Annotated in this window: 24 protein-coding genes and 1 tRNA gene; 17 read left to right on the top strand and 8 right to left on the bottom strand. The window is 38.1% G+C overall.

The window, feature by feature from the left end; genetic code table 11:
- Positions 1-104: 104 nt before the first annotated feature.
- The gene (locus DWB64_RS09800; protein ID WP_129488054.1) at positions 105-1,307 is read right to left on the bottom strand and encodes a S41 family peptidase; all 1,203 of its coding nucleotides are present in this window, start codon (positions 1,305-1,307) and stop codon (positions 105-107) included.
- A gap of 76 nt (positions 1,308-1,383) precedes the next feature.
- Positions 1,384-1,545, bottom strand: coding sequence for a hypothetical protein (locus tag DWB64_RS19260; RefSeq protein ID WP_164980344.1), 162 nt, complete (start codon positions 1,543-1,545; stop codon positions 1,384-1,386).
- A gap of 181 nt (positions 1,546-1,726) precedes the next feature.
- Here DWB64_RS19260 and DWB64_RS09795 point away from each other — a divergent pair, with 181 nt between their 5' ends.
- Positions 1,727-2,563: a S1 RNA-binding domain-containing protein gene (locus tag DWB64_RS09795; RefSeq protein WP_129488053.1), complete on the top strand. Its 837-nt coding sequence runs from the start codon at positions 1,727-1,729 to the stop codon at positions 2,561-2,563.
- Positions 2,564-2,630: 67 nt separating this feature from the next.
- Here DWB64_RS09795 and DWB64_RS09790 read toward each other — a convergent pair whose 3' ends face one another.
- Positions 2,631-3,386 (bottom strand): TIGR00266 family protein, encoded by a 756-nt coding sequence (locus tag DWB64_RS09790; protein ID WP_129488052.1) that lies wholly within the window; start codon positions 3,384-3,386, stop codon positions 2,631-2,633.
- 150 nt (positions 3,387-3,536) lie between these two features.
- Here DWB64_RS09790 and DWB64_RS09785 point away from each other — a divergent pair, with 150 nt between their 5' ends.
- Entirely contained in the window at positions 3,537-3,899 is a 363-nt protein-coding gene (locus DWB64_RS09785; protein ID WP_129488051.1) for a hypothetical protein, read from the top strand.
- Between the two features lie 82 nt (positions 3,900-3,981).
- Here the strand turns inward: DWB64_RS09785 and DWB64_RS09780 are convergent, their stop codons facing one another.
- On the bottom strand, positions 3,982-4,791 hold the full coding sequence (locus tag DWB64_RS09780) for a DUF4037 domain-containing protein (RefSeq protein ID WP_164980343.1): 810 nt from the start codon (positions 4,789-4,791) through the stop codon (positions 3,982-3,984).
- Positions 4,792-5,159: 368 nt separating this feature from the next.
- Between DWB64_RS09780 and DWB64_RS09775 the strand changes: the two genes are divergently transcribed.
- Both DWB64_RS09775 and DWB64_RS09770 read left to right on the top strand, forming a co-directional pair.
- Positions 5,160-5,471 carry a hypothetical protein gene (locus tag DWB64_RS09775; protein ID WP_129488049.1) on the top strand — a complete coding sequence of 104 codons (312 nt, stop codon included), beginning with the start codon at positions 5,160-5,162 and terminating at the stop codon, positions 5,469-5,471.
- Between the two features lie 194 nt (positions 5,472-5,665).
- Positions 5,666-6,064: a hypothetical protein gene (locus tag DWB64_RS09770; protein WP_129488048.1), complete on the top strand. Its 399-nt coding sequence runs from the start codon at positions 5,666-5,668 to the stop codon at positions 6,062-6,064.
- Between the two features lie 327 nt (positions 6,065-6,391).
- Here DWB64_RS09770 and DWB64_RS09765 read toward each other — a convergent pair whose 3' ends face one another.
- Complete coding sequence (locus DWB64_RS09765) at positions 6,392-7,378, bottom strand: sensor domain-containing diguanylate cyclase (RefSeq protein WP_164980342.1); 987 nt, start codon at positions 7,376-7,378, stop codon at positions 6,392-6,394.
- A 118-nt stretch (positions 7,379-7,496) separates the two neighbouring features.
- Here DWB64_RS09765 and DWB64_RS19255 point away from each other — a divergent pair, with 118 nt between their 5' ends.
- Positions 7,497-7,949: a hypothetical protein gene (locus tag DWB64_RS19255; RefSeq protein WP_164980341.1), complete on the top strand. Its 453-nt coding sequence runs from the start codon at positions 7,497-7,499 to the stop codon at positions 7,947-7,949.
- Positions 7,950-7,954: 5 nt separating this feature from the next.
- Complete coding sequence (locus DWB64_RS09760; RefSeq protein WP_129488046.1) at positions 7,955-8,368, top strand: hypothetical protein; 414 nt, start codon at positions 7,955-7,957, stop codon at positions 8,366-8,368.
- A 138-nt stretch (positions 8,369-8,506) separates the two neighbouring features.
- Here DWB64_RS09760 and DWB64_RS09755 read toward each other — a convergent pair.
- Positions 8,507-8,582, bottom strand: a tRNA-Ala gene (locus DWB64_RS09755).
- Between the two features lie 195 nt (positions 8,583-8,777).
- On the opposite strand from DWB64_RS09755, the gene DWB64_RS09750 reads away from it, so the two are divergent.
- The 7 genes from DWB64_RS09750 (at position 8,778) to mnmA (ending at position 16,440) form a co-directional block, all read left to right on the top strand.
- Positions 8,778-9,221 (top strand): hypothetical protein, encoded by a 444-nt coding sequence (locus DWB64_RS09750; protein ID WP_129488045.1) that lies wholly within the window; start codon positions 8,778-8,780, stop codon positions 9,219-9,221.
- Between the two features lie 378 nt (positions 9,222-9,599).
- Positions 9,600-10,766, top strand: coding sequence for a nucleotide sugar dehydrogenase (locus tag DWB64_RS09745; protein ID WP_129488044.1), 1,167 nt, complete (start codon positions 9,600-9,602; stop codon positions 10,764-10,766).
- Positions 10,767-10,816: 50 nt separating this feature from the next.
- Entirely contained in the window at positions 10,817-11,818 is a 1,002-nt protein-coding gene (locus DWB64_RS09740; RefSeq protein WP_129488043.1) for a glycosyltransferase family 2 protein, read from the top strand.
- Positions 11,784-12,413, top strand: coding sequence for a bifunctional 2-polyprenyl-6-hydroxyphenol methylase/3-demethylubiquinol 3-O-methyltransferase UbiG (locus DWB64_RS09735; protein WP_129488042.1), 630 nt, complete (start codon positions 11,784-11,786; stop codon positions 12,411-12,413). Before DWB64_RS09740 ends, DWB64_RS09735 begins: the two co-directional genes overlap by 35 nt.
- Before the next feature lie 12 nt (positions 12,414-12,425).
- On the top strand, positions 12,426-13,352 hold the full coding sequence (locus tag DWB64_RS09730; protein WP_129488041.1) for a lysylphosphatidylglycerol synthase domain-containing protein: 927 nt from the start codon (positions 12,426-12,428) through the stop codon (positions 13,350-13,352).
- 33 nt (positions 13,353-13,385) lie between these two features.
- Positions 13,386-15,167, top strand: a complete 1,782-nt coding sequence (locus DWB64_RS09725; protein WP_129488040.1) for a hypothetical protein — start codon at positions 13,386-13,388, stop codon at positions 15,165-15,167.
- Between the two features lie 226 nt (positions 15,168-15,393).
- Positions 15,394-16,440, top strand: a complete 1,047-nt coding sequence (gene mnmA / locus DWB64_RS09720) for a tRNA 2-thiouridine(34) synthase MnmA (protein ID WP_164980340.1) — start codon at positions 15,394-15,396, stop codon at positions 16,438-16,440.
- 92 nt (positions 16,441-16,532) lie between these two features.
- On the opposite strand, the gene DWB64_RS09715 is transcribed toward mnmA, so the two are convergent.
- Complete coding sequence (locus tag DWB64_RS09715; protein ID WP_129488038.1) at positions 16,533-16,742, bottom strand: hypothetical protein; 210 nt, start codon at positions 16,740-16,742, stop codon at positions 16,533-16,535.
- Between the two features lie 174 nt (positions 16,743-16,916).
- Here DWB64_RS09715 and DWB64_RS09710 point away from each other — a divergent pair, with 174 nt between their 5' ends.
- From DWB64_RS09710 to DWB64_RS09700, 3 genes are all read left to right on the top strand, one after another.
- Complete coding sequence (locus DWB64_RS09710; RefSeq protein ID WP_129488037.1) at positions 16,917-17,111, top strand: hypothetical protein; 195 nt, start codon at positions 16,917-16,919, stop codon at positions 17,109-17,111.
- Positions 17,112-17,318: 207 nt separating this feature from the next.
- Positions 17,319-18,425 (top strand): glycosyltransferase, encoded by a 1,107-nt coding sequence (locus DWB64_RS09705; protein WP_164980339.1) that lies wholly within the window; start codon positions 17,319-17,321, stop codon positions 18,423-18,425.
- Positions 18,426-18,433: 8 nt separating this feature from the next.
- Positions 18,434-19,483, top strand: a complete 1,050-nt coding sequence (locus tag DWB64_RS09700) for a lysylphosphatidylglycerol synthase transmembrane domain-containing protein (RefSeq protein ID WP_129488035.1) — start codon at positions 18,434-18,436, stop codon at positions 19,481-19,483.
- A 23-nt stretch (positions 19,484-19,506) separates the two neighbouring features.
- Here the strand turns inward: DWB64_RS09700 and DWB64_RS09695 are convergent, their stop codons facing one another.
- The gene (locus DWB64_RS09695) at positions 19,507-20,148 is read right to left on the bottom strand and encodes a deoxynucleoside kinase (RefSeq protein ID WP_164980338.1); all 642 of its coding nucleotides are present in this window, start codon (positions 20,146-20,148) and stop codon (positions 19,507-19,509) included.
- A gap of 218 nt (positions 20,149-20,366) precedes the next feature.
- On the opposite strand from DWB64_RS09695, the gene DWB64_RS09690 reads away from it, so the two are divergent.
- Positions 20,367-20,840, top strand: a complete 474-nt coding sequence (locus DWB64_RS09690; RefSeq protein WP_129488033.1) for a GAF domain-containing protein — start codon at positions 20,367-20,369, stop codon at positions 20,838-20,840.
- Positions 20,841-20,847 lie beyond the last annotated feature (7 nt).

Here is a 20,847-nt window from a genome sequence, read left to right as displayed (position 1 = left end):
TTTGGCATAATAAAGTATGCTTTAATGGTTTATCGGCAGAAAGTTCTGAAAATTTAATGGATTGACAGGGAATACACTATTATTAATTGTACTCACCAGTAATTTTATTCACTATCCTTCATGATAAGTTCAATCGCTTTGTTAAGCTGTGAGTCGACATTACCACGATAAACGGCAGGTGATGGATAGTCCGGCACTATTCCGATATTGGTGAAAAAGTCATTAAGTCCTGCGCTAAAATGTGCCACCGACAATTTGAGAACACCATCGTCCGTTTCATAAAGCCCTTGCATGACACCTTTTCCATAAGAGGTCTCGCCGATGATCACAGCGCTGTCATGAAGTCTCATTCCTTGGGCGAATAATTCAGCCGCACTGTAGCTATCGTTATTGATGAGCACATAAGGAGTAGTGTCGATGTACTGGTCTCTTGTCCTTTGGGCGCTAATGACGCCACTTAAATCCTTAATATAGGCGATGTCGTTCTCATCATTCACAAGCGACAGCATATCATAGCAGATATCCATCCATCCGCCAAAGTTGAATCTCAAGTCATAGATGACATAGCCGTAGTCTCCGTCCTTAACTTGTGACAATGCTTCTTCAAAAAGCTGCAATGTTTCTTGTGAAAAAGTATTGATGTCGATATAGTAGACCTCGTCGCTAAGCGCCTGGTGGGTAACAGAAGGTTCATGATAGGGCAATAGCTCGATGTGCGTCTCGTAAGTCCGTTCGTCACGCTCATAGGTGACATCGATAGAATTCTTGCTCATGGATCTTGCAGCTTCAAACAGGTCGTAATTGCCATGTAGTTCGATATGGTTGAGTTTGATCAGCTTATCTCCAACAAGCAATTTCGCTTTGTAGGCATTTCCGTTTTTAAGAACGTTGGCGATGACGAACTCGTCATCATTTACAATAAGGTCGATGCCGATACCCGCATAGTCGCTATCGATGCTTTGAGTAAGCTCGTCGTAATCGTCATTTGACAACCACTGGCTGTAAGGATCGTTCAGGCTTGCGACCAAGGCCTCTTTCATTGCATTGAGCGCGTTTTCTTCAGAAAGAGGAAAGACACTTTCATTCTCGATGCTTGCCCATAGTGTCGATAGATCATCTGATATATGTGGTGGAAGGGCTCCAGAGATAATCGGTTTGATATTCACGTCGGCTTCAGCGGCGATTGCAGGTAGTTCTATAGTTATTTTCTGTTGGTCTGACTCGCTTGGATTTCGTGTCATGACAGAAACTAGAAAGAACGTTTGGATAGCGATTATTAGCAGTAAAACGATATGTGATTTTTTCATAGTCACTCCTTTTCTTGATAAGGTCTATTATAACACACAAGAAAAAAAGAAGGTGATCAGTCACCTTCCTCAGAGTTCACTTTAAGTTTTTTTTATTCTTCTTCAAATCTATCTTATATTCTTTCCTTAATTTTTGAATCTTCTTAATACGTTCCACTTCATTCAACTCATCATGACTGTATTCATCAAACAATTCAGGCATAAGCGCTGCATTTTCATTATATCCAGAACCGAACATAGTGTCCTCCTTTCTAGCGTATAGAAATTTGATGTTATTGTATCTATACCCCAAAATTCGAAATCTAATTACGAAATCGTAATATTTATTGTCTTGTATTATTGGATAAACTTGATATAGTAGTAAGGTCATACGAGTTGACAAGTACAATCGGTACAGACGCCGATGGAAAGGTGATATAATGAAAAAATTAGGTAAAACGCAGTCACTGGAAGTATTACGATTCACTGGAGTAGGTGCATATCTTAACGATATCGACGAGAGTAGCGATACGGATGTGCTACTTCCTACAAAATACGTTCCAGACGATATCGAAGTGGGTGATATGATCGAAGTCTTTCTTTACAATGATTCAGAAGACAGACTGATCGCTACAACGCTAAGACCCGAACTTGAAGTTGGAGAAATCGCAGAGCTTAAAGTGGTGGATGTTACAAGCCACGGGGCGTTTTTAAGCTGGGGACTGGAAAAAGATCTCTTCCTTCCATATAAAGAGCAAACATACAAGGTGAAAAAAGGTGACAAAGTAGTTGTCATGCTATATGTCGATCTATCGGATCGGTTGTCTGCAACCATGAAGATCAGTGGCCGTCTTGAAGTCGAGTCGACCTATCATCCTAGCGACTGGGTAACAGGCACGATCTATCAGATTCATGATGAAATCGGCGCCTTTGTCGCAGTAGACAACAAGTATCATGGATTAGTTCCCAAAAGCGAATGCTTTGGTGAGTTGAAGGCCGGTCAAAAGATTGAGGCAAGGGTCACTTTTATCAAAGAGGATGGCAAATTGGATTTGGCGCTGCGTGAGAAAGTGGCTACTCAAATTCATTCGGATGTCGATGTGATCAAGGCCATGCTTGAAGAAGCTGACGGTTTCCTACCTTATAACGACTATTCCAATCCTGATGAAATCAAGCAGATATTTAAAATGAGCAAGCGCGCGTTTAAACGTTCGATCGGTGTACTTTTAAAAGAAGGCTACTTGGAGATCGTCGAAAAAGGAATTCAAAAAAAATAAAACTAAAAATAAACGGTCAGGAGTGAGAACTCCTGACCGTTTTTCTTTGTAATTAGACAGCGTGCGTTTACTCGTTGAAGAGACCACCCAAAATGCCGCCGACAACGCTGTTTCCGCTACCAGCCTCAGCTTTTGTTCTGGATGAGGCGAGGATTCGCTCTGCGAGCTTTGAAATAGGCAGGCTCTGTAGATAAACCTTACCAGGTCCTGTAAGTGTCGCTAAAAAGAGCCCTTCCTTACCGAAGAGGGCGTTTTTAAATCCGCCTATGAACTCGATATCGTAATTTACATTGGACTCGAATCCAACCAGACAACCGGTGTCGATTCTAAGTCTTTCACCTGGTGCGAGCGTTCTCTCGATAATTCCGCCACCGGCGTGAATGAAGGCAAGTCCGTCTCCTGTAAGCTTTTGAAGGATAAAACCTTCGCCACCGAAGAAACCTGCGCCTAATTTTTTAGTGAAGGTCACGTCGATATCGATTCCGTTTGCAGCGCATAGGAAGGAATCTTTTTGACAGATGAAGGTTCCGCCGTAACTCGTCAGGTCGATCGGTAGGATCTTGCCTGGAAATGGTGCTGCAAAAGCGACACGACTTTTGCCTTTTCCCGTATTCAAAAAGGTTGTGATGAAAAAGCTTTCACTGGTGAGCATGCGTTTGAATCCACCGAAAAGACCACCGCTCATATTGGTCTGCATCTGTATGTAGTCTTCCATGTACATCATGGCGCCAGCTTCCGCGCGTACGCCTTCTTGTGGATCGAGTTCGATCTCGACGACCTGCATCTCACCACCGTAAATCTTATAATCAATAACATCAGCCATAGTTGTACCTCCTTCTTATCTGTCTATTTTACCATACTTGTGATTGCCTTATGAATGTAAGTCATCCAATTCTCACACAAATTTAAGAAAACCTTAAGATTATCTTCTTCTGATTAAGTGTAAAATTAAACTAAGGGGGAGGATTTTATTATGGAAAGGTTCAAATGGTCTACATATGATGGCAAGCTAGTGCTTAGGCAGGATTTTTCGGGCTTATCGAGCGATGAACTTCTTAATATGTTTAAGGAATCGCAGCAGATAATTAGAGAAAGAGGACAGAGAGAACTCATTGTCATCACTAATCTAAAGAACGCCCGCTTCAACAAAGCGGCGACAAAAGGAATTGAAGAACTTGCGATGGCCAACCGATCAATCGTAAAAAAATCCGCTATCTTCGGTGTTGGACTCCTGCAGAAAATGAAATTTGATTCGCTTGGCAAACTTACAGGCAGACAGTTCGAGGTCTTCAAAGAAGAGACAGAAGCCCAGGACTGGATCAGAACGCTAAAATAGAAAGCTAAAACAGAAAACTAAAACAGAACTAAAAGAAAAGCACAGCTATACAGTCGTGAGACGGAGTAGTTGTGCTTTTCTTCTAGAATTCAGATCTAGCGAATGATAAATCATACCCTTCAGCTAAGATCAACTTTTCAAGCCTAGCGATCAGCTTTCTTGTATAGTACAGGCAGGCGACGCTGTTTTGGAACATGAACTCAAAAACGGCTTCAAGTGTTTCCGTGTGACCCTCTGGAAGCTTAGCAAGCTTGCTTGAATGGGCGATCAACCCTTTTTCACCTGGATGATAGGCTTCGTTTATGGCATAGATGATATCAAAATAGCTTGCCATCAGCTCAGTCATCCTGTGGTTGATGCTGAATGAATCGTTTCTTTTATATGCCTTTTCAAGCTGGTAGTAAAAAGAAGGGATCAGATCCTTAAGCAGCGCACTGTTTTTGAGGATCACAGCATCCTTAAGCGCCTGAGGGTAGGGGGCGTTTAGTTTGTGCTTCAGTTTTTCAAGTCGCTTGGTCGCATCGTATTCGATTAAACCATGCTGCAGGTGATGTGCGTTGCAGGTTGTATATCCCGTGCCTGCAAGCGCCTGTTCCAGCAGCTTATGGATACCGGCTTCAAAGTCATCAAGGTCCCTATAGATCAGTTCAATCGTAGTGCCGTCCAATAGACGGCCGTCATCCTCAAGCTCCCAAAAGGTGTTGCCGTACTCCATATAAGAAACAAGAGGTTCGAGAATGGCCTTTCTTTCAGCTTCTTCAATCGGCGAGGTCGTATAGATATAAATATCCCAATCCGATAACTCATCAAAGGTACCGGTAGCTCTAGATCCCCCGATGACAATGCCTGCAACTGAATCGTGATTCGCAAATTCTTCAAATAAATTCTTCATGTGCATACCTCCTGAATCCATCATAATACTTTTTATGGTTTTGCATCTAGTTTTTCGATAAATTCATTAGATGTAACAATTTCGATTGTAGAAAATTTCCTTTAAAATGTAAAGTGGCAGCTATTTATGAAACTCGCATTTGGTGTGAAATTGAGTGTTCTGCTATTTGAAGTTATTGATAATAATCGGCTTTAGAATAAAATCGAAACCTTATATGAAATAACAAAAAAATCTAAGAAAACTTTCTATAGGGTATGGTAGTTGTAAATGTTAAAATATTACTTGTAAGGTAGTTTTGATAGAAGATGATTTTTACAAAGATAGACTCTAGGGAATAAGTGAACTAATCAGCAAAAGGAGATATCAAGATGAAAGAGTACAATGTAGTTACCTTATGTGGCAGCACCAAGTTTAAAGATGAATTTCTGCAAGTACAAAAAGACTTGACCCTGCAAGGGAATATTGTGATTTCTGTCGGGATGTTTGGTCATTCCGGTGATAATGAAGTTTGGAAGGAAGATACAAAAGACATGCTTGATGATATGCACAAGCGAAAAATTGACATGGCAAATGAAATATTTGTGATCAATAAAGGCGGTTACATCGGTAGTAGTACGAAATCTGAAATCAGCTATGCGAAGTCAACTGGCAAAGGAATAAGATATCTCGAGGAGGTATAATATTATAAAAGCCTTTATTAAAAGGGTTATAACCATATTGTGATCTGTAATGAAGGGCTGTAATGAAGAGTAAAAAACTGAGTTTAGGAGAATGAAGTAATAATGAACAAGGCGATAGGTTCACAAGTAAATGGAGGCTTGGTATGGCAACATGGATTGCACATTTATGAGTAGCTGAAAATATATTAGACAAGATGAAACTTGATAGGGGATTGTTTCTTATAGGAAATTTAGCACCTGACTGTAATAAGGCAAACGAGGACTGGTCAGCATTTACTCCTGATGCTAAAATAACTCATTTTAGGTCGATCGGGTCTAAATGTGAACCGGAGAGGTTCTTAAGCGAGTATTACGCACAATCTGATGAAATATCAAGGAAGAGTTTCATATTAGGTTACTATGCTCACTTACTTACGGATAATCTATGGGGCGATTTGATCAGAAACTGGAAAGATGAAAATCCACAGATCAAAGAGAAAATGAGCAAAGATAAGTCGCATATTTGGACGATTAAGGAAGATTGGTATGGTCAAGATTTCAAGTATTTAAGAGAGAATGAAAGCAACATTTTGTTGATGAGTTTCTCAACTTAGATGGAGTTGATGATTACCTCGACTTTTTCCCTTCAGAAATAATGAATGGAAAACTTCAGTATATTAAAGAGTATTACACAAGTGAAGAAGAGGAAATCAATCTTAGTGAGTACAAATATCTTAGTACTGAACAGATGGATAAATTCATTTTAGAATGCAGTGAAGTTGTGATTAATAAATTGATGCAGGTGATATTAGTCAGAAAAAATGAACAAGAAGTGGTCTGAATAACCGGCAAGGGCTGTGATGCCACACATTAACCGTGTAATGGATGGTTAATATGTGGGCCATAAAGAATAGGAAGGTGTCTTATAAACTTGTGTTTCGCTACTGAATGTTCCTCTTTTTATCCTCATACATTCTTTCGTCTGCCAACTGAATGGCTGGACTTAAATCTTCTTGATAAGTTATCTGCTGAATACCGTAGGAGAACTGTATTTTGAACGGGTATTTACTTGAGTTGAGTAGGCTTGATCTAATTCTTTCCACAAGGTCTATAGCGGTATTTTCATCGCACTCCATAAGTACTAATATAAATTCGTCACCGCCATACCGGATGACGATGTCATCGTTTCTTAAGTTGCTTTTTATAGTGGCGACAACTGTCTTCAAAACATCATCTCCAATTTTATGACCGAAGGTGTCGTTGATATACTTAAACTTGTCTAAATCGATTTGCACAAGAGAGCAAAACATATGATGTTTTCTTTTTTCATTTTTACTTTTACTTGTTAAATGATTTAGATATAACCTAGAATATGCGCCAGTCAGGGGATCGATAAGGGCCTTTTTCTTATACTTACTACGGTTAATCCAAATCATGATAAGGATTGCCACTAAGAGTAAAGAGGTGGCTGATAATAGGTATACATTCTTCGTTCTAGAAGCAATAAGCGAACTTTGGAGTTCGGCTTTTTCAGTAATGTCTATCACCACCGAAAAGAGCAATTTATTATCGTTTACCATTATTGGATAGGAATAGACTTCTACGGTTCGAACTTCACCATTTGATAATTGATGTTCAAATACAAAAAAGTTTCTTTCCTCGTTTAAGGCGGCCTCCATTTCTGCACTGACTTCTTGGGGTGAAAGCGCATTAATATCCTGGATCTTCATTGAAAGCAACTGCTCTTTGCTATAGCCATAAAAATCTATTGCATGGGAATTGGCATGTTTGATTGCTCCGGTATCTGCATCGATGATAAGGCGTATAAGGTCGTGATTTTCAAAGATATCTTCATAGTCATACTCGAAATCATCAGCAAAACTGACGCATAATATCAAGATACTTATAATTAAGATGTTCTTTCTCATACTACACCTCCATTGCCACATTGACTCATTTACCCGTAATAGTTGGTATTTAGTCAAGACGAATAAGTTGAATACGACAAGTAATCTACCAATCTGACAATTTGAAAGGAAGCTAACAATGAAAACGATAGCAACACCTTGGGAAAAATTATCAAAAGTATTTCTTCTGTATGTTGGCCTCCCCCTCCTTTTACTCGGAGGGATTTTTGTAGCCATTACCAGTAACTATGCGCTTGTTCTAAATGGTGTTGTATGGACTCTTCTTGGTATGGGCAGTTTCATAGTCAGCGGTCTGGGCCGCCAAAGCTTAGAGACTTTAAAAAAAGAAGGACTTTGTTATCAAGCTGAAGTGGTCTCAATTATACCTTCACTTTGGATTAGAGTTGGAAGTTATGTTACAGTAAGGCTTGAATGTGTAGCTAAAACTGAAACGGGTGATATGCGATTTAGAAGTGGCTATTTTCTTATATCACCGTTTGATAAAAAAGAAGACTTGCTAGCGACTATATATATTGATACGCTAAATTTTAAGCGATATAGTATCGAGTTATTTAGAGCACAAGAGGATTAGCTATTATGGTTGATATAAATACTAGAAAGAAAGGATATGATCATATGACATATGAAGTTATTAAAAAGAAATTTAACACCAGCATGTATACAAAATTAGTAGTAGCAATATTAATTGACATACTAGGATACGTTTCATACCTTGTTCCATTTCTTGCTGAAATCTCTGATATAATATGGGCACCAATTAGTGCGATCATAATTTTTATCATGTTTAGAAAGCAGTTAATATTTGCATCAACGGGTGCAATAGTTGGTTTTGCCGAAGAGATAATGACTGGTACTGATGCAGTTCCAAGTGCAACACTCATATGGGTTGGTGTATATGTCTTTAATAGAGATAAGACCTTCAAGAAATTTTCTACGAGGGAGTTAAAGGATATGCAGTTGGTTGAGGATTTGACTAGCAAATATAAATGAAATGATATCCATGCTTTGCATGGATGAAGTATTCGGCTTTGCTGAATGTGATATGTTTGCATTGCAAAAGTGAAATGTAAGTTACAGTGAAACTTTCGTATATAAAAAAGACACCCACGATGTGGATGCCTTTTTTTATGGTGGAGATAAGGGGACTTGAACCCCTGACCCCTTGACTGCCAGTCAAGTGCGCTCCCAACTGCGCTATACCCCCGAGTACGATTTATTATAGCGTTAAAGTTGGTGTTTGTAAAGGGTGTGGTGATAAGTTCTGTAGGTTAAAGTGGGCTTTTATTCATTATTACGAGATTTTGTCGTTAATTGAGCATTTTCTTGATAATTATTTTCCTTAACGTTAATAATAGGTTCTTTTAGTGTCGATAGAATTAGTAGAAAGTGGGTGGGGACAATGCTACACGACATACTTGTTATAATTGACGACATTCAATGCGATTCAATTTCTGAACGACCTGTTTCTGATGAGCTTGAGACCCTGTTGGAGCAGCAAAGTTATAATGCTTTCAATATGGGGAAGGAATGGTCTGATGCGACTGAGGATATCAAATATAAGCGTGCAAATGCCATTGTCCGCGAATTCTTGAATCTGGATGAGAATTATAAGGTGATTTTTATCACGGTTAAAAGCGATGAACTTGAAAACACACTAGTGGCAAAAGATGATAGAATTTATATTTTTAAAACCGATTTTACGGATGTAAAGGAAATTAAGAAACAGATTGACCTTTATACTGGAATCACCTCATGTGAAACCCGCAAGGTGGATAGTGAGGTGATCAACAATCTTTCCAAGTTGTTGACAGGTAGATACTCACCGCTTAGGAAAGATAATTGATGATGGCTTAAGATAAATTGAAGATAGATGATGCAGAGCTCTCCATGATATAACTAGTTATATCATGTTTTTTTTTGAAGTTGATGAACTTTGGAAGATAGGAGCAACCACTACAATTGCTATTGTACATAGTGACAGTTAATAATCTAGTATTTTAGTGAATTGGGATTTTTACTATATTTACAAGCTGAATTGACTATCCTAAGGTAAGTGTTTAGATTCATGGGAAAAAGTGTATAAATAGTCAAAGAACTAATATCCTCTTTTAGAGAAACTGTTGAACAATATGATATGGCTTTGAGAATCCGTGCACGATGCATATGGTTTTCACATTTGTCATAAGGGAGCTACTGAATTGAATAATAGGTGGTAAGCGAAATGAAAATTACAATTGCAGGAGTAGGATATGTGGGGCTGGCTAATGCGATTTTATTGGCACAGCATAATCAAGTAATTGCATACGACATTAAAGAAGATAGTGTGAATATGATAAACAATAAGAAGTCACCATTTGCCGATAGTTTGATTGATGACTATTTGAGTACTAAGAAGCTTAACTTAAAAGCTACTACCGACGCTTATGAAGCTTTTAGCAAGGCGGATTACATCATTATATGTACTCCTACTAATTATGATCCTAAAAAAAGTTATTTTAATACAGAGTCTGTAGAAACGTTGGTCAGAGATATAATTTCAATTAATCCAGATTCGATCATTATTATTAAATCAACTGTGCCAGTAGGTTATACCCGTAAATTGAAGAAGATGTATGATATAAGTAATGTCATTTTTGTTCCTGAGTTTTTGAGTGAAGGAATCGCTTTATACGATTGTTTATATCCATCAAGAATTATTATAGGTGAGCAATCTGAAAGAGCCATTGTATTTTCAAAATTACTTATCAGAGGAGCGATTAAAAAATCTATTCCTGTTTTATATACTGATTCAACGGAAGCAGAGGCGATCAAGCTTTTTTCAAATACATATCTTGCTCTGAGAGTGGCTTACTTTAACGAACTTGATACCTATGCAGAACTCAGAGGCTTAAATGTAAGGCACATGATAGAAGGCGTGTGTCTTGATTCACGTATAGGGAATCATTACAATAACCCTTCTTTTGGCTACGGTGGATATTGTCTTCCGAAAGACACAAAACAATTGTTAGCTAATTATGAGGATGTACCCAACAATATCATAGCTGCCATTGTCGATTCGAATAGGACTCGAAAAGATCATATAGCAGAAATGATTATTGCCAGGAAGCCAAAAATTGTTGGGATTTATAGATTGACCATGAAAAAAAATTCGGATAATTTTAGGTATTCATCTATACAAGGTGTTATGAAACGCATAAAGGGTAAAGGGATTGAAGTAGTCTTATATGAACCGAAAATAACAGACACGCACTTCTATAATTCCAGAGTAATTATGGATTTGAATGAATTTAAGAAAATTTCTGATGTGATTGTTGCCAACAGAATATCGGATGATATCAAAAGCGTAAAGGACAAGGTATATACCAGGGACATTTTTGGTAAGTGCTAGTAACCATGTAAAGAGATTACCGTTGAACCAGCAAAAAGATGGAGGTTGATATGAAACTAATAATCCAAATACCTTGTTTTAATGAAGAAATGACCTTACCTCAAACAATTGCCGATCTACCCAAATCAATTGAAGGGATTGATGAAATAGAATACCTGATAATTAATGATGGGAGTACTGACGATACGGTTGAGGTGGCAAAGGGACTAGGAGTAAATCATATTGTCAATTTAATCCAGAACAAGGGACTTGCACAATGTTTTTTATCAGGGATAGACGCATGCTTGCATTTGGGAGCTGATATTATCGTCAATACGGATGCGGATAATCAATACTGTGGTGATGACATTTGCAAATTAGTAATCCCTATCTTGCAAATGAAGGCGGATATAGTTATTGGGCAAAGACCAATTGATGAAACAGATCACTTTTCTTGGAATAAGAAAATGCTTCAGCATTTTGGTAGTTTTGTAGTACGTTTAGCTTCAAATACCGATGTACCGGATGCTACAAGTGGTTTTAGAGCATATTCAAGAGAGGCTGCCTTACGTATAAATGTGATTAATGAATACACCTATACGCTTGAAACAATTATTCAAGCGGGCAGAAATAATGGCACAATTATATCGGTGCCTATCCATACAAATCCTGATACAAGAAAATCACGACTGTTTTCAAATATGTGGACTTATATCTTACGATCTGTCGTGATAATTGTACGCTCTTTTATGATGTATAAACCACTAAGATTTTTTGGCGTATTGGGAATGACCTCTATCGTAACCGGAGTTGTGTTAGGAATAAGATTTCTTATTTACTATATAAATGGCTATGGTGCGGGACATATACAATCACTGATATTGGTAGCAATTCTTATTTTACTCGGTGTACAAGCGGTAATTGCAGGACTGCAAGCAGACCTAGTCGCTTCTAATCGTAAAATATTGGAAGATATCCAATATAGGATAAGAAGTTTTGAATGCGAACAGAGTTCAAACATGGATAGGAGTGTTAAGTATGAAAGCAGTTCAGCCAGAAGGAAATTATTTTGATAAGTATGAGAATAAAAAAAAGTTGATTCAATTGATTATGAAAGGTTATTTTAAGGATTTCGATAGGATGCTTGCAAGTATCGAGTTCAATTCAGTATATGAAGCAGGATGCGGTGAAGGACATATTTCACAGCATGTCTACAAAAATAGAGGTACTGACAAAAAAAATATCAAGATTTTAGCAAGTGATATTTCTGAGCGAATAATAAGTAAAGCAAAGGTTGATTATCCCCACATTGATTTTCAGGTCAGCACCATTTATCACTTGAATGAATCAACCGATTCCTATGATCTCACTATAGCATGTGAAGTGTTAGAACACTTGGAAAAGCCTGAAATGGCTTTGAATGAAATTTTTCGCATTACACGAAAATATGTACTACTAAGCGTTCCCAATGAACCGATTTGGCGTATTGCCAACGTTTTGAGAGGTAAATATTTGATGTCATTAGGAAATACACCAGGACATATCAATCATTGGAACAGAAAAAAGATTACTGATTTGCTTAGTAGCTATGGAGAAATAGTTGAAGTAAGCACTCCCTTCCCATGGACAATGATATTATGTCGAAAAAATGATAATGCGATCAGTTGAAGGAGCATATTATTGAAAAACAAGAGGATTATGAATCTTATAGGGAATATTTTAATGATATTGTCATTTGCTTTTATTGCTGAAAGGATAATAAAGTTTAATGTTGATTTTTCTGATTTGTATTCATTGAGACTGATGATGATAGTAATCACCTCAGTTATTACTTATGCAATTTTAGTAATAACCCTCGCTAAGATATTTGAAACTCTTTTAGGGAAATTAACCAGGAGTATTATCGTTAAAAATAGTACGATTAAACTCTATTGTAAATCAAATCTTTATAAGTATTTACCGGGTAATATATTCCATTACATCGGTAGAAATCAAATTGCGATTGATAATGAGATTAAGCATTATGCTGTAATTGCAACTACGCTTATGGAAATGATATTATTGATCTTTACAGCTATTATCACATCGATTATTTTTGCAGGTGAGTTTGCCGTTACCTACCTAATGAAGAGGCACATTCTCAATGAGGTTTACTATGGCTTAGGTTTGCTACTGATAGCTGCTTGTTTAATCATTCTAGTCAACATTAAAAATTCAACGGTCAGAAATTACATAGAGAAGATGAAAGATCAACTAAGGCATGTTGGATTTGCAGTCACTATAAAAATCATTGTACTTTATATGATTACCTTCATAGTAAATGCCGTTATGTTTATGATGGTCTTAGCCTGTGTAGGAGGCACTCTCGACTTAGGGCTTGTTTTACCTATAATCGGTATGTACTCACTTTCGTGGGTTATTGGTTTTGTAACACCTGGAGCACCGGCAGGTATAGGGATACGCGAAGCGATGATGAGTGTGTTTCTATTTGGAATAGTTCAGGAGAACTTGGTGGTAACAGCGGTGCTGTTATACAGGGCAGTAACCATATTTGGAGATGTTTTAGGTTATGTTATCGCATATAGGTGGGAGAACAACTTAGACTGAATAATTGGAAAGTAATTGATCGGGGAAGTGAAAATGATAAAAATAGGTAACTTAATAGATTTAAAAAGAAATAGTATAGAAAAAAAGCTTATTGTTTTTTTGATGTTAATTGTTTTTATTGTTCATGTATCCAATTTTTTTGATTTGAGTATTTTCTCTGTTTTAGATGATGAATTTGGATATTGGGGAAACGCAGCTTATTTTGCCGGCTATGATTGGTCAAATACTATTTCAGAAATTCCATTTTACTCATATGGGTATTCACTTATTTTGACCCCGCTATTTCTAATTTTTAAAAGTCCGATCATCATGTATAGAGCTGCAATAATACTTAACGGAATCATGATGAGTATCAGCTTTTTACTATGTTATGCTATTTTGAAAAAAATGACAATGAATGTTGACAATATTCTGCTTGCTTTCGTATCTGTGTTTATAGTAATGTATCCGACATACATTGTCTATTCTAGCATCGCTTGGAGTGAGAGTTTGTTGATTATGAGTTGTTGGTTGCTTGCTTGGTGTTTTGCTGTACTTGATGAACAGTCTGGTAATTTCAAATTTATGTTTATAGGGTTTTTAAGTGCTTTTATCTATGTAGTACATCAAAGGACATTAGGCATAGTAATAGCTAGTGTGATGGTTGTACTAATGATGACATTGACTAAAAGAATTAAACTTAAACAGTTGATGATTGTAGTGTTAATTATCATGATTATCTTGATAGCGGATGTATATATGAAAAACAATCTGAAGGATAACCTTTGGTCCTATGATAACGGTAATTTAACCAATGATTATTCATCTCAAGTTGTTAAAATAGAAAAAATATTTACAATGAAAGGGATTTTTGAGTTTTTTGGCGTATTGGGGGGGCATTTGTTTTATGTAGGTGCCTCAAGTTACTTATTAAGCTACTTTGGTCTGTTTGAATTACTTCAGAGTGTAGTTAAAAAAGTATCAAATGCGATAAGGACCAAAGAGTTTAGCATGAAGTACAATGGAAATGTATTTGATGTCCATTTATTTCTTCTTATGGCGTTTGGGCTTACGATTCTGATCAATTCAATTTTTATGATCAACCCAATTAGAATTGACCATATCGTCTATGGGAGATACATCGATGTACTGAATGGTGAATTGATTTTATTCGGATTTGCAAGATTGCTTAAAGGAAAAAGTGAATTATCACATTGGTTTTATACAGTCATACTGGTGTTTATAGTTGGTTTTGGAATTGCAGCATATAGTATAGGATCATCAAATTTGACTTCATTTCATATCGTTCAATCGGTTGGGGTTTTTTCCTATAGTAGAAAATTCGGATTAGTGTTCCCAGCATTGATAGCAATTCTCGTGAGTAGATTTATCTTTTTGACTTTTTCAAATGAATCAAAAAAAATGATGACGGTCTGTTTGATTTTCATTACTGTTATTGGCGTGATAATAGGTAAATCGCTAGTATATAAAATTGTAGAAATTAACCAGAGTACAATGGAGATTGTAAAAATTGTTGAAATACTAGAAACTACCGACAAAAAAATTCCTATCTTCTTCTTATGGAATGATCAGATAGATCCAAACTATGAAAAATGGGATAATAAGAACACTGTTACAAGATTAATAGTTGACTGTTATCAATTTCTCTTAATGGATCGAAGTGTTTATCTTGTAAATGCAGAGGAACTTGCATCAATAACGGAGGATAAATATATTATAACAACTGGTTCATTGGTTGATTCTGGTAAGCTTGACGAATACGAGTATTGTTATAGTAGCTTTAACAATTATTTATATCGATCACTCTCAAAGTAATTGAGAATACTGAAATTATGATAAGTTGTAGGTCAAATTGTTGTAGAAGACCATTTTCAGCAAATAAAGCTTAGGCTGACATGCTATGAAATCAGAATCACAGTTTTGTAGTCTTTAGAGGTTCAAAAAAAATGTTGAAACGTGATATAATCATATGAAATGTTTAGATAAGCAAAAGTAATTATTCACCAATGCGTAGTTGGAAAAATCAATAATGGAGATAGTTATGAAAAAGAGAGTGATGGTGGCCATGAGCGGCGGGGTGGACAGTTCTGTCTGTGCGGCCCTGTTGATAAATGACGGATATGAAGTGATCGGGGCTACCATGTGGCTGTTCGACGATCAGGAAGAACAGGTTTTTGAGGATGCCAGGGCGGTTTGCAGACATCTTGAGATAGAGCATCATGTGATTGATCTGAGAGACGTGTTCAAATCAGAGGTCATCGATTATTTTAAGTCAAGTTACTTGGCAGGGCTGACTCCAAATCCTTGTGCGAAATGCAACCGTACAATCAAGTTTGGTGTTCTATTTGAGTGGATGCACAAGTTAAGTTGCGACTTTATGGCGACAGGGCATTACGCGGTCATTGAAAATAAGGGCGGGAACTACCGGCTAAAGCGTGCTTCGACGGATAGAAAAGACCAAGTCTATTTTTTACACAGTATAAGGCCGGAACAGCTGGCACATCTTCTGTTTCCGCTTGGAAGCTATCCTGACAAGGCGGAGGTGAGGCGCGTCGCCCATGAGCTAGCTTTGCCTGTCGCGGGCAAAAAGGACAGTGATGGACTTTGTTTTGCAAGTGGTGTCGATTATAGGACATATCTTGATGAGATGCTTTCTTCAAATGAAGCCGCCGGTAGTATCGTACATTCGAGTGGCAGGGTTTTAGGTCAACATCATGGGTATTACCGCTACACGGTGGGACAAAAACGAAATTTGGGAATAGACATTGAAAAAAACGAATGTGTGATTGACATTGACGCCAAATCAAAAGAAGTCGTTATCGGGGTCGAGAGCCTGGCTTACCACTCAGGTCTTGTCATTAGCGACACCACTTGGATCGAAGCTTTGGTGGAAGACCATGTCTACGATGTGAAAATGTTCAATTGGGGCTATGTGCTAAAGGCGAAACTTGAAAAAACAGCTGATGATACCTATCATGTCAGCTTTGATAGTCCTGTCAGGGCAATTGCGCCAGGCCAGTATCTGGTTGTGTATGATGGCGAGTATGTGTTGGGCGGGGGATCGATTGTGAAGATTGAAGATTGGTGATTGGTGATTAAGGATAAATGATGTAAAAAAACTTGATTCTTTTGGGAATCAAGTTTTTTTATGTGTTCGGTAAGGTTGGTATGTTAGGTCGGTTAGAATATGGCTTTGAAGACGACTCCGATGATGGCAAGTGCGAATCCGAAGAGCATGAATGGGATTGCTATTGCGATGAGTGCCGGGATCAGTGATATGGCGATTGCAACACCTATAATGGCAAGTAAGACTCTGATCAGCACCGATGTTATTGAAAAAGCGACCTTGACAAGCAAGAAGATGATTAATAATCCGATTAATGTACCCATGTGATACCTCCTGTGTTATTCGATACATTGAGTATATCTTTTGATTTTTAAAAGAATATGTGACCTTCATTAAAGTGGGATTAGAGTAACGTGAATTAAATCTAATCAAATGATGTTTATTCCATTATGGCTGGGGTATTTTATAAGTAACAAATGATTAGGAGGGATTTTTTAGTGTTGCGCGAAGATCATGTTGAAAAGAGTATTAAGGCGAATAGAATCATTCAAGAGAAGAAACATAAGCGTCCCAACAAGGAAGGTCAAATCAAACATCATGGCAAAGGATCTCAAAAATCCAAAAGACATACCAACTGGACGAAAGCATACGAAGAAGGAGAATTAGACGAATATGACAAGTGGGAGGCCTAGGCCTCCTATTATTTTTGAAGAGGCGATGGCAAATGTAATGAATTTGTAAGAATTTTGAATACTTCACAAACGTTTTCATATGATAGACTAATTACGAACTTGTAAGGATTCTAATAGACATTTAATCTATGCGTAAGATTCAGATAAGGTAAGTAAGATATGATTATTCATGAACTCATGTTATTCATGATGTCATTGGAGGTTATTATGGAAAGAAATACATGTGATGTGCTAATACTGACTGCCTCTTTCGGAAACGGTCACAATTCGGCGACCAATGCGCTTATTGAGAAAATTGAAAGTCTTTTTCCCGATATGTCGGTGGTTTCTGAAGATTTATTCAGTATTACTACGCCAAAACTAAAAGAATATTTGTTTGAGACATACAACTTGCTTACAAGATCAAAACTGCCACTATATAATGGACTGTATCATTTAAGAAATACTAAAGAAAACGTCGTAGATGAGTTGATGCTTAAACTTTACTACAAACGATTTGAAAAATATGTTCAGAACCTTAAGCCGAAGATGATCATCTCGGTGTTTCCGACATGCGCCCAATTCGTGTCTAATTATAAGGAAAAAACAGATGCGTCCATCAAATCGGTGACTGTGATTACGGATGTGGTGGCTGGTTGGGAATGGATCAATGAAAGTACAGACATGTACTGTGTTCCCGCACAGGATGTGAAAAACGCGCTTATTGAAAAGGGTATCAGCTCAAGACAGGTATTCATCACTGGCGTTCCTGTAATGGAAGCGTTTGATAGCGACCATGAAGGTGTAAGATCCATTAAAAACGTCCTGATGATGAGTTCGGCCATGGGAAAACTAAGTTTTACTCAGAAGACTATCGAGACGCTTGGTGAGCTTCCTTATCAATTTACAGTGGTCACAGGAAAGAACGTGGAGCTGTTTAGAAAACTTAGCGCGATGAAGATTCCAGAAAACATTCATGTGATAGGATACACACAAAATATCGCTCAAATCATGAAGCAGTCGGACCTGATAATCACAAAACCTGGCGGGGCGACCATATTTGAAGCGATAGAAAGCAATCTCCCCATGCTGATACAACCTTCAAAGGTCGGTCAGGAGGTCTTCAATATCGAGTTCATCAACAAATACGGTTTCGGCGAAACCTTTAAAAATCAGTCCGAAATGATCAGCAAGATGGATCTGATGTTAAATGATGACGCGCAGTTTAATTCCATTATCAGCAAGATGAATGATTTTAAGACCAATACCCAAAGAGATGAAGCCTTTATCCAAATAGGCAAGTGGATGAATCAGTCCAAGGTAGGTGTCAATTGAGAAAAAAAGTGATTAACTCAATGCTTCTGATAGGTCTGATACTGTTCACCAGCACTCTTATCTTTAAGAACAGCGCTCCACAACAAATTCTTGAAGTCGTTAAGCGTTTAGATATGGCATTTGTTTTGTGCGCAGTGGTGTCCATGGGGACTTATCTGTTTCTAGAGGCTTGCATGCTTGATGTCTTAGTCAACTTCAAAAGGCGGATCACGCCTTTTTCTGTTTCTATCAAGTCGATGTTCGTAGGGCAGTTCTATTCGCTCATCACACCATTTGCAAGCGGTGGTCAACCGATGCAACTGATTTCGATGGTGAAGGACGGAGTAAAAGCGACCCATTCAACGGCTGTCCTGCTGAATAAATTCTTATACTTCCAGATTGGCGTGACAGTGTTTTCTTTGTTTCTGGTAGCGCTTGAATGGTCAAATATCTTGGTCTACTTGACAAAATCCTATGGGTTAATCGCAATCGGTCTGATCTTTAATGTGATTGGACTCGGTGTGCTGCTTTTAATGGTTTTCAAACCGTCTTTTGTCAAGACCATTACCTGCAGACTGCTTGGAGCCTTAAGAATCCTTAAAGTGTCAGAACTGAAAATCAAGACAAAGCAAATGAAGTATGTGGAGACTATCGATGAGTTCACACATAAGACAAGATGTCTGTTTGTAGATAAGAAGGTAGTTATGAAAATGAGTCTTATGACCTTGATGCAGCTCACCGCCTATTTTGGTATGACCTACTTCGTATACAGGGCTTTCGGGCAGCAGGATAAATCATTTGTAGAGATTCTTGCACTGCAGTCGGTGCTTTATATGTCAATCTCCTTAATTCCAACTCCCGGAAGCACCGGAGTGGCAGAAGGCGGGTTCTTCATCATTTTCAACAGTTTGTTTCCACCGGGAACGGTTGCCGGCGGGGTGCTTGTCTGGAGAGGTATCAGCTACTATCTCAATTTGCTCGTAAGCGGTCTTGCGACACTCTACATAACGGGTAAAAACAGTTTTGACGCAAATGCCAACAAGCAAATACACTTAATAAACAGAAAGGTTGCCTCCTAGTGACAGGGGCAACCTTTTAGACTTTACTTATAGGTAAGGAAGGGCTTGAAAGCTTCTAACAGAGCTTTTTTCTTTTCGGGCTTAAGGATCCCCTGTTCGCACACTAAGCTATCGTTCAGATCGATTTTGATTTTCGGACTTAGGTCGTATGCGTTAAACCATGCTTCGTAGTTTCTTCTAAGGTCCTCCATATAGTCTCTTGGAATCAAGTCGGCTTCTGTAGATCGTGCGCGTTTGTTGATCCTATCCATCGCTGTATCGACAGACACGTCAATGTAGACAAGCAGTCTCGGTGCTTTGATGTGCTGCAGCATGTTATGTAGCAGGTCTCTGTAGATGACGAACTCATCCTCAGTCATGTTGCCCCTATCATGGATGGTTTTAGCGAAAATCTCGTCGCCGTAGATCGATCGGTCTATAATCGCAGGCTGGTTCATCGCTTCGATTTTTTTTATATCTTTAAACCGGTCGTTTAGGAACATGACCTGGATGATCGCACTCCATCTGGACTGGTCTTCATAAAATCTATCAAGCATACGCTGGGCAAGTGAATTGGACCCATCGTCCTTTAATTCTTCAAACATAGGCATGTCGAACGTTTCACTTAAAAAACTGGCGACTGTGCTTTTACCGGCACCGATAATGCCATCGATTACAATTGACATATTACAAACTTCTCCTTTTGATTTGTATCTCTTTTTCTCTGTAGATGTAAACATAGTATTCCCTCTTCTTTTGACATACTTATGTATTATAGCATATACATCGCTTTGAAAGTGCTAAACTTTCAAAAATGAAAGTCCTTATGCAGGGTGTACGATTCGATAGGAAAACGTTATAATGATGTGGATGGTATAGTCAAAGTAGTGCTGGAGGTAGCTTGATGCAAAAAAGGGAGCAATATAGAAAAGTATTGAAACGATTGGAATCTCAAATTGCAAATGAAAGAGACTGGCTTGCGAACTTAAGCAATTCGGCTCAATTGTTCGGAAAATTAATAGACGATTTGAATTGGATAGGTTTTTATCTACATAGAAACGACGAGCTTGTGCTCGGACCATTCTGGGGAAACCCCGCCGTGTCTAGAATCAGCATGGGTAAGGGTGTTTGCGGCACTAGTGCCGAAAAAGGAGAAACAATCATAGTTCCCAATGTGCATGAATTCCCAGGGCATATCGTCTGTGATATCATATCGCAAAGTGAAATCGTCGTACCTATTTTTGACGGTGATCGCCTACTGGGCGTTTTAGATGTGGATAGTCCCACACTGGAGCGATTTGATGACGAGGATAAAAAAGGTCTTGAAGAGATACTAAAGGTGCTGGTAGAGGGTACTGACTGGCAAGGACTTAACTAAGGAGAAA

The organism is Fusibacter sp. A1, from assembly GCF_004125825.1.
In the GTDB taxonomy this organism is placed as follows: Bacteria; Bacillota; Clostridia; order Peptostreptococcales; family Acidaminobacteraceae; genus QQWI01.
This window is presented reverse-complemented; position numbering and strand designations above follow the sequence as displayed.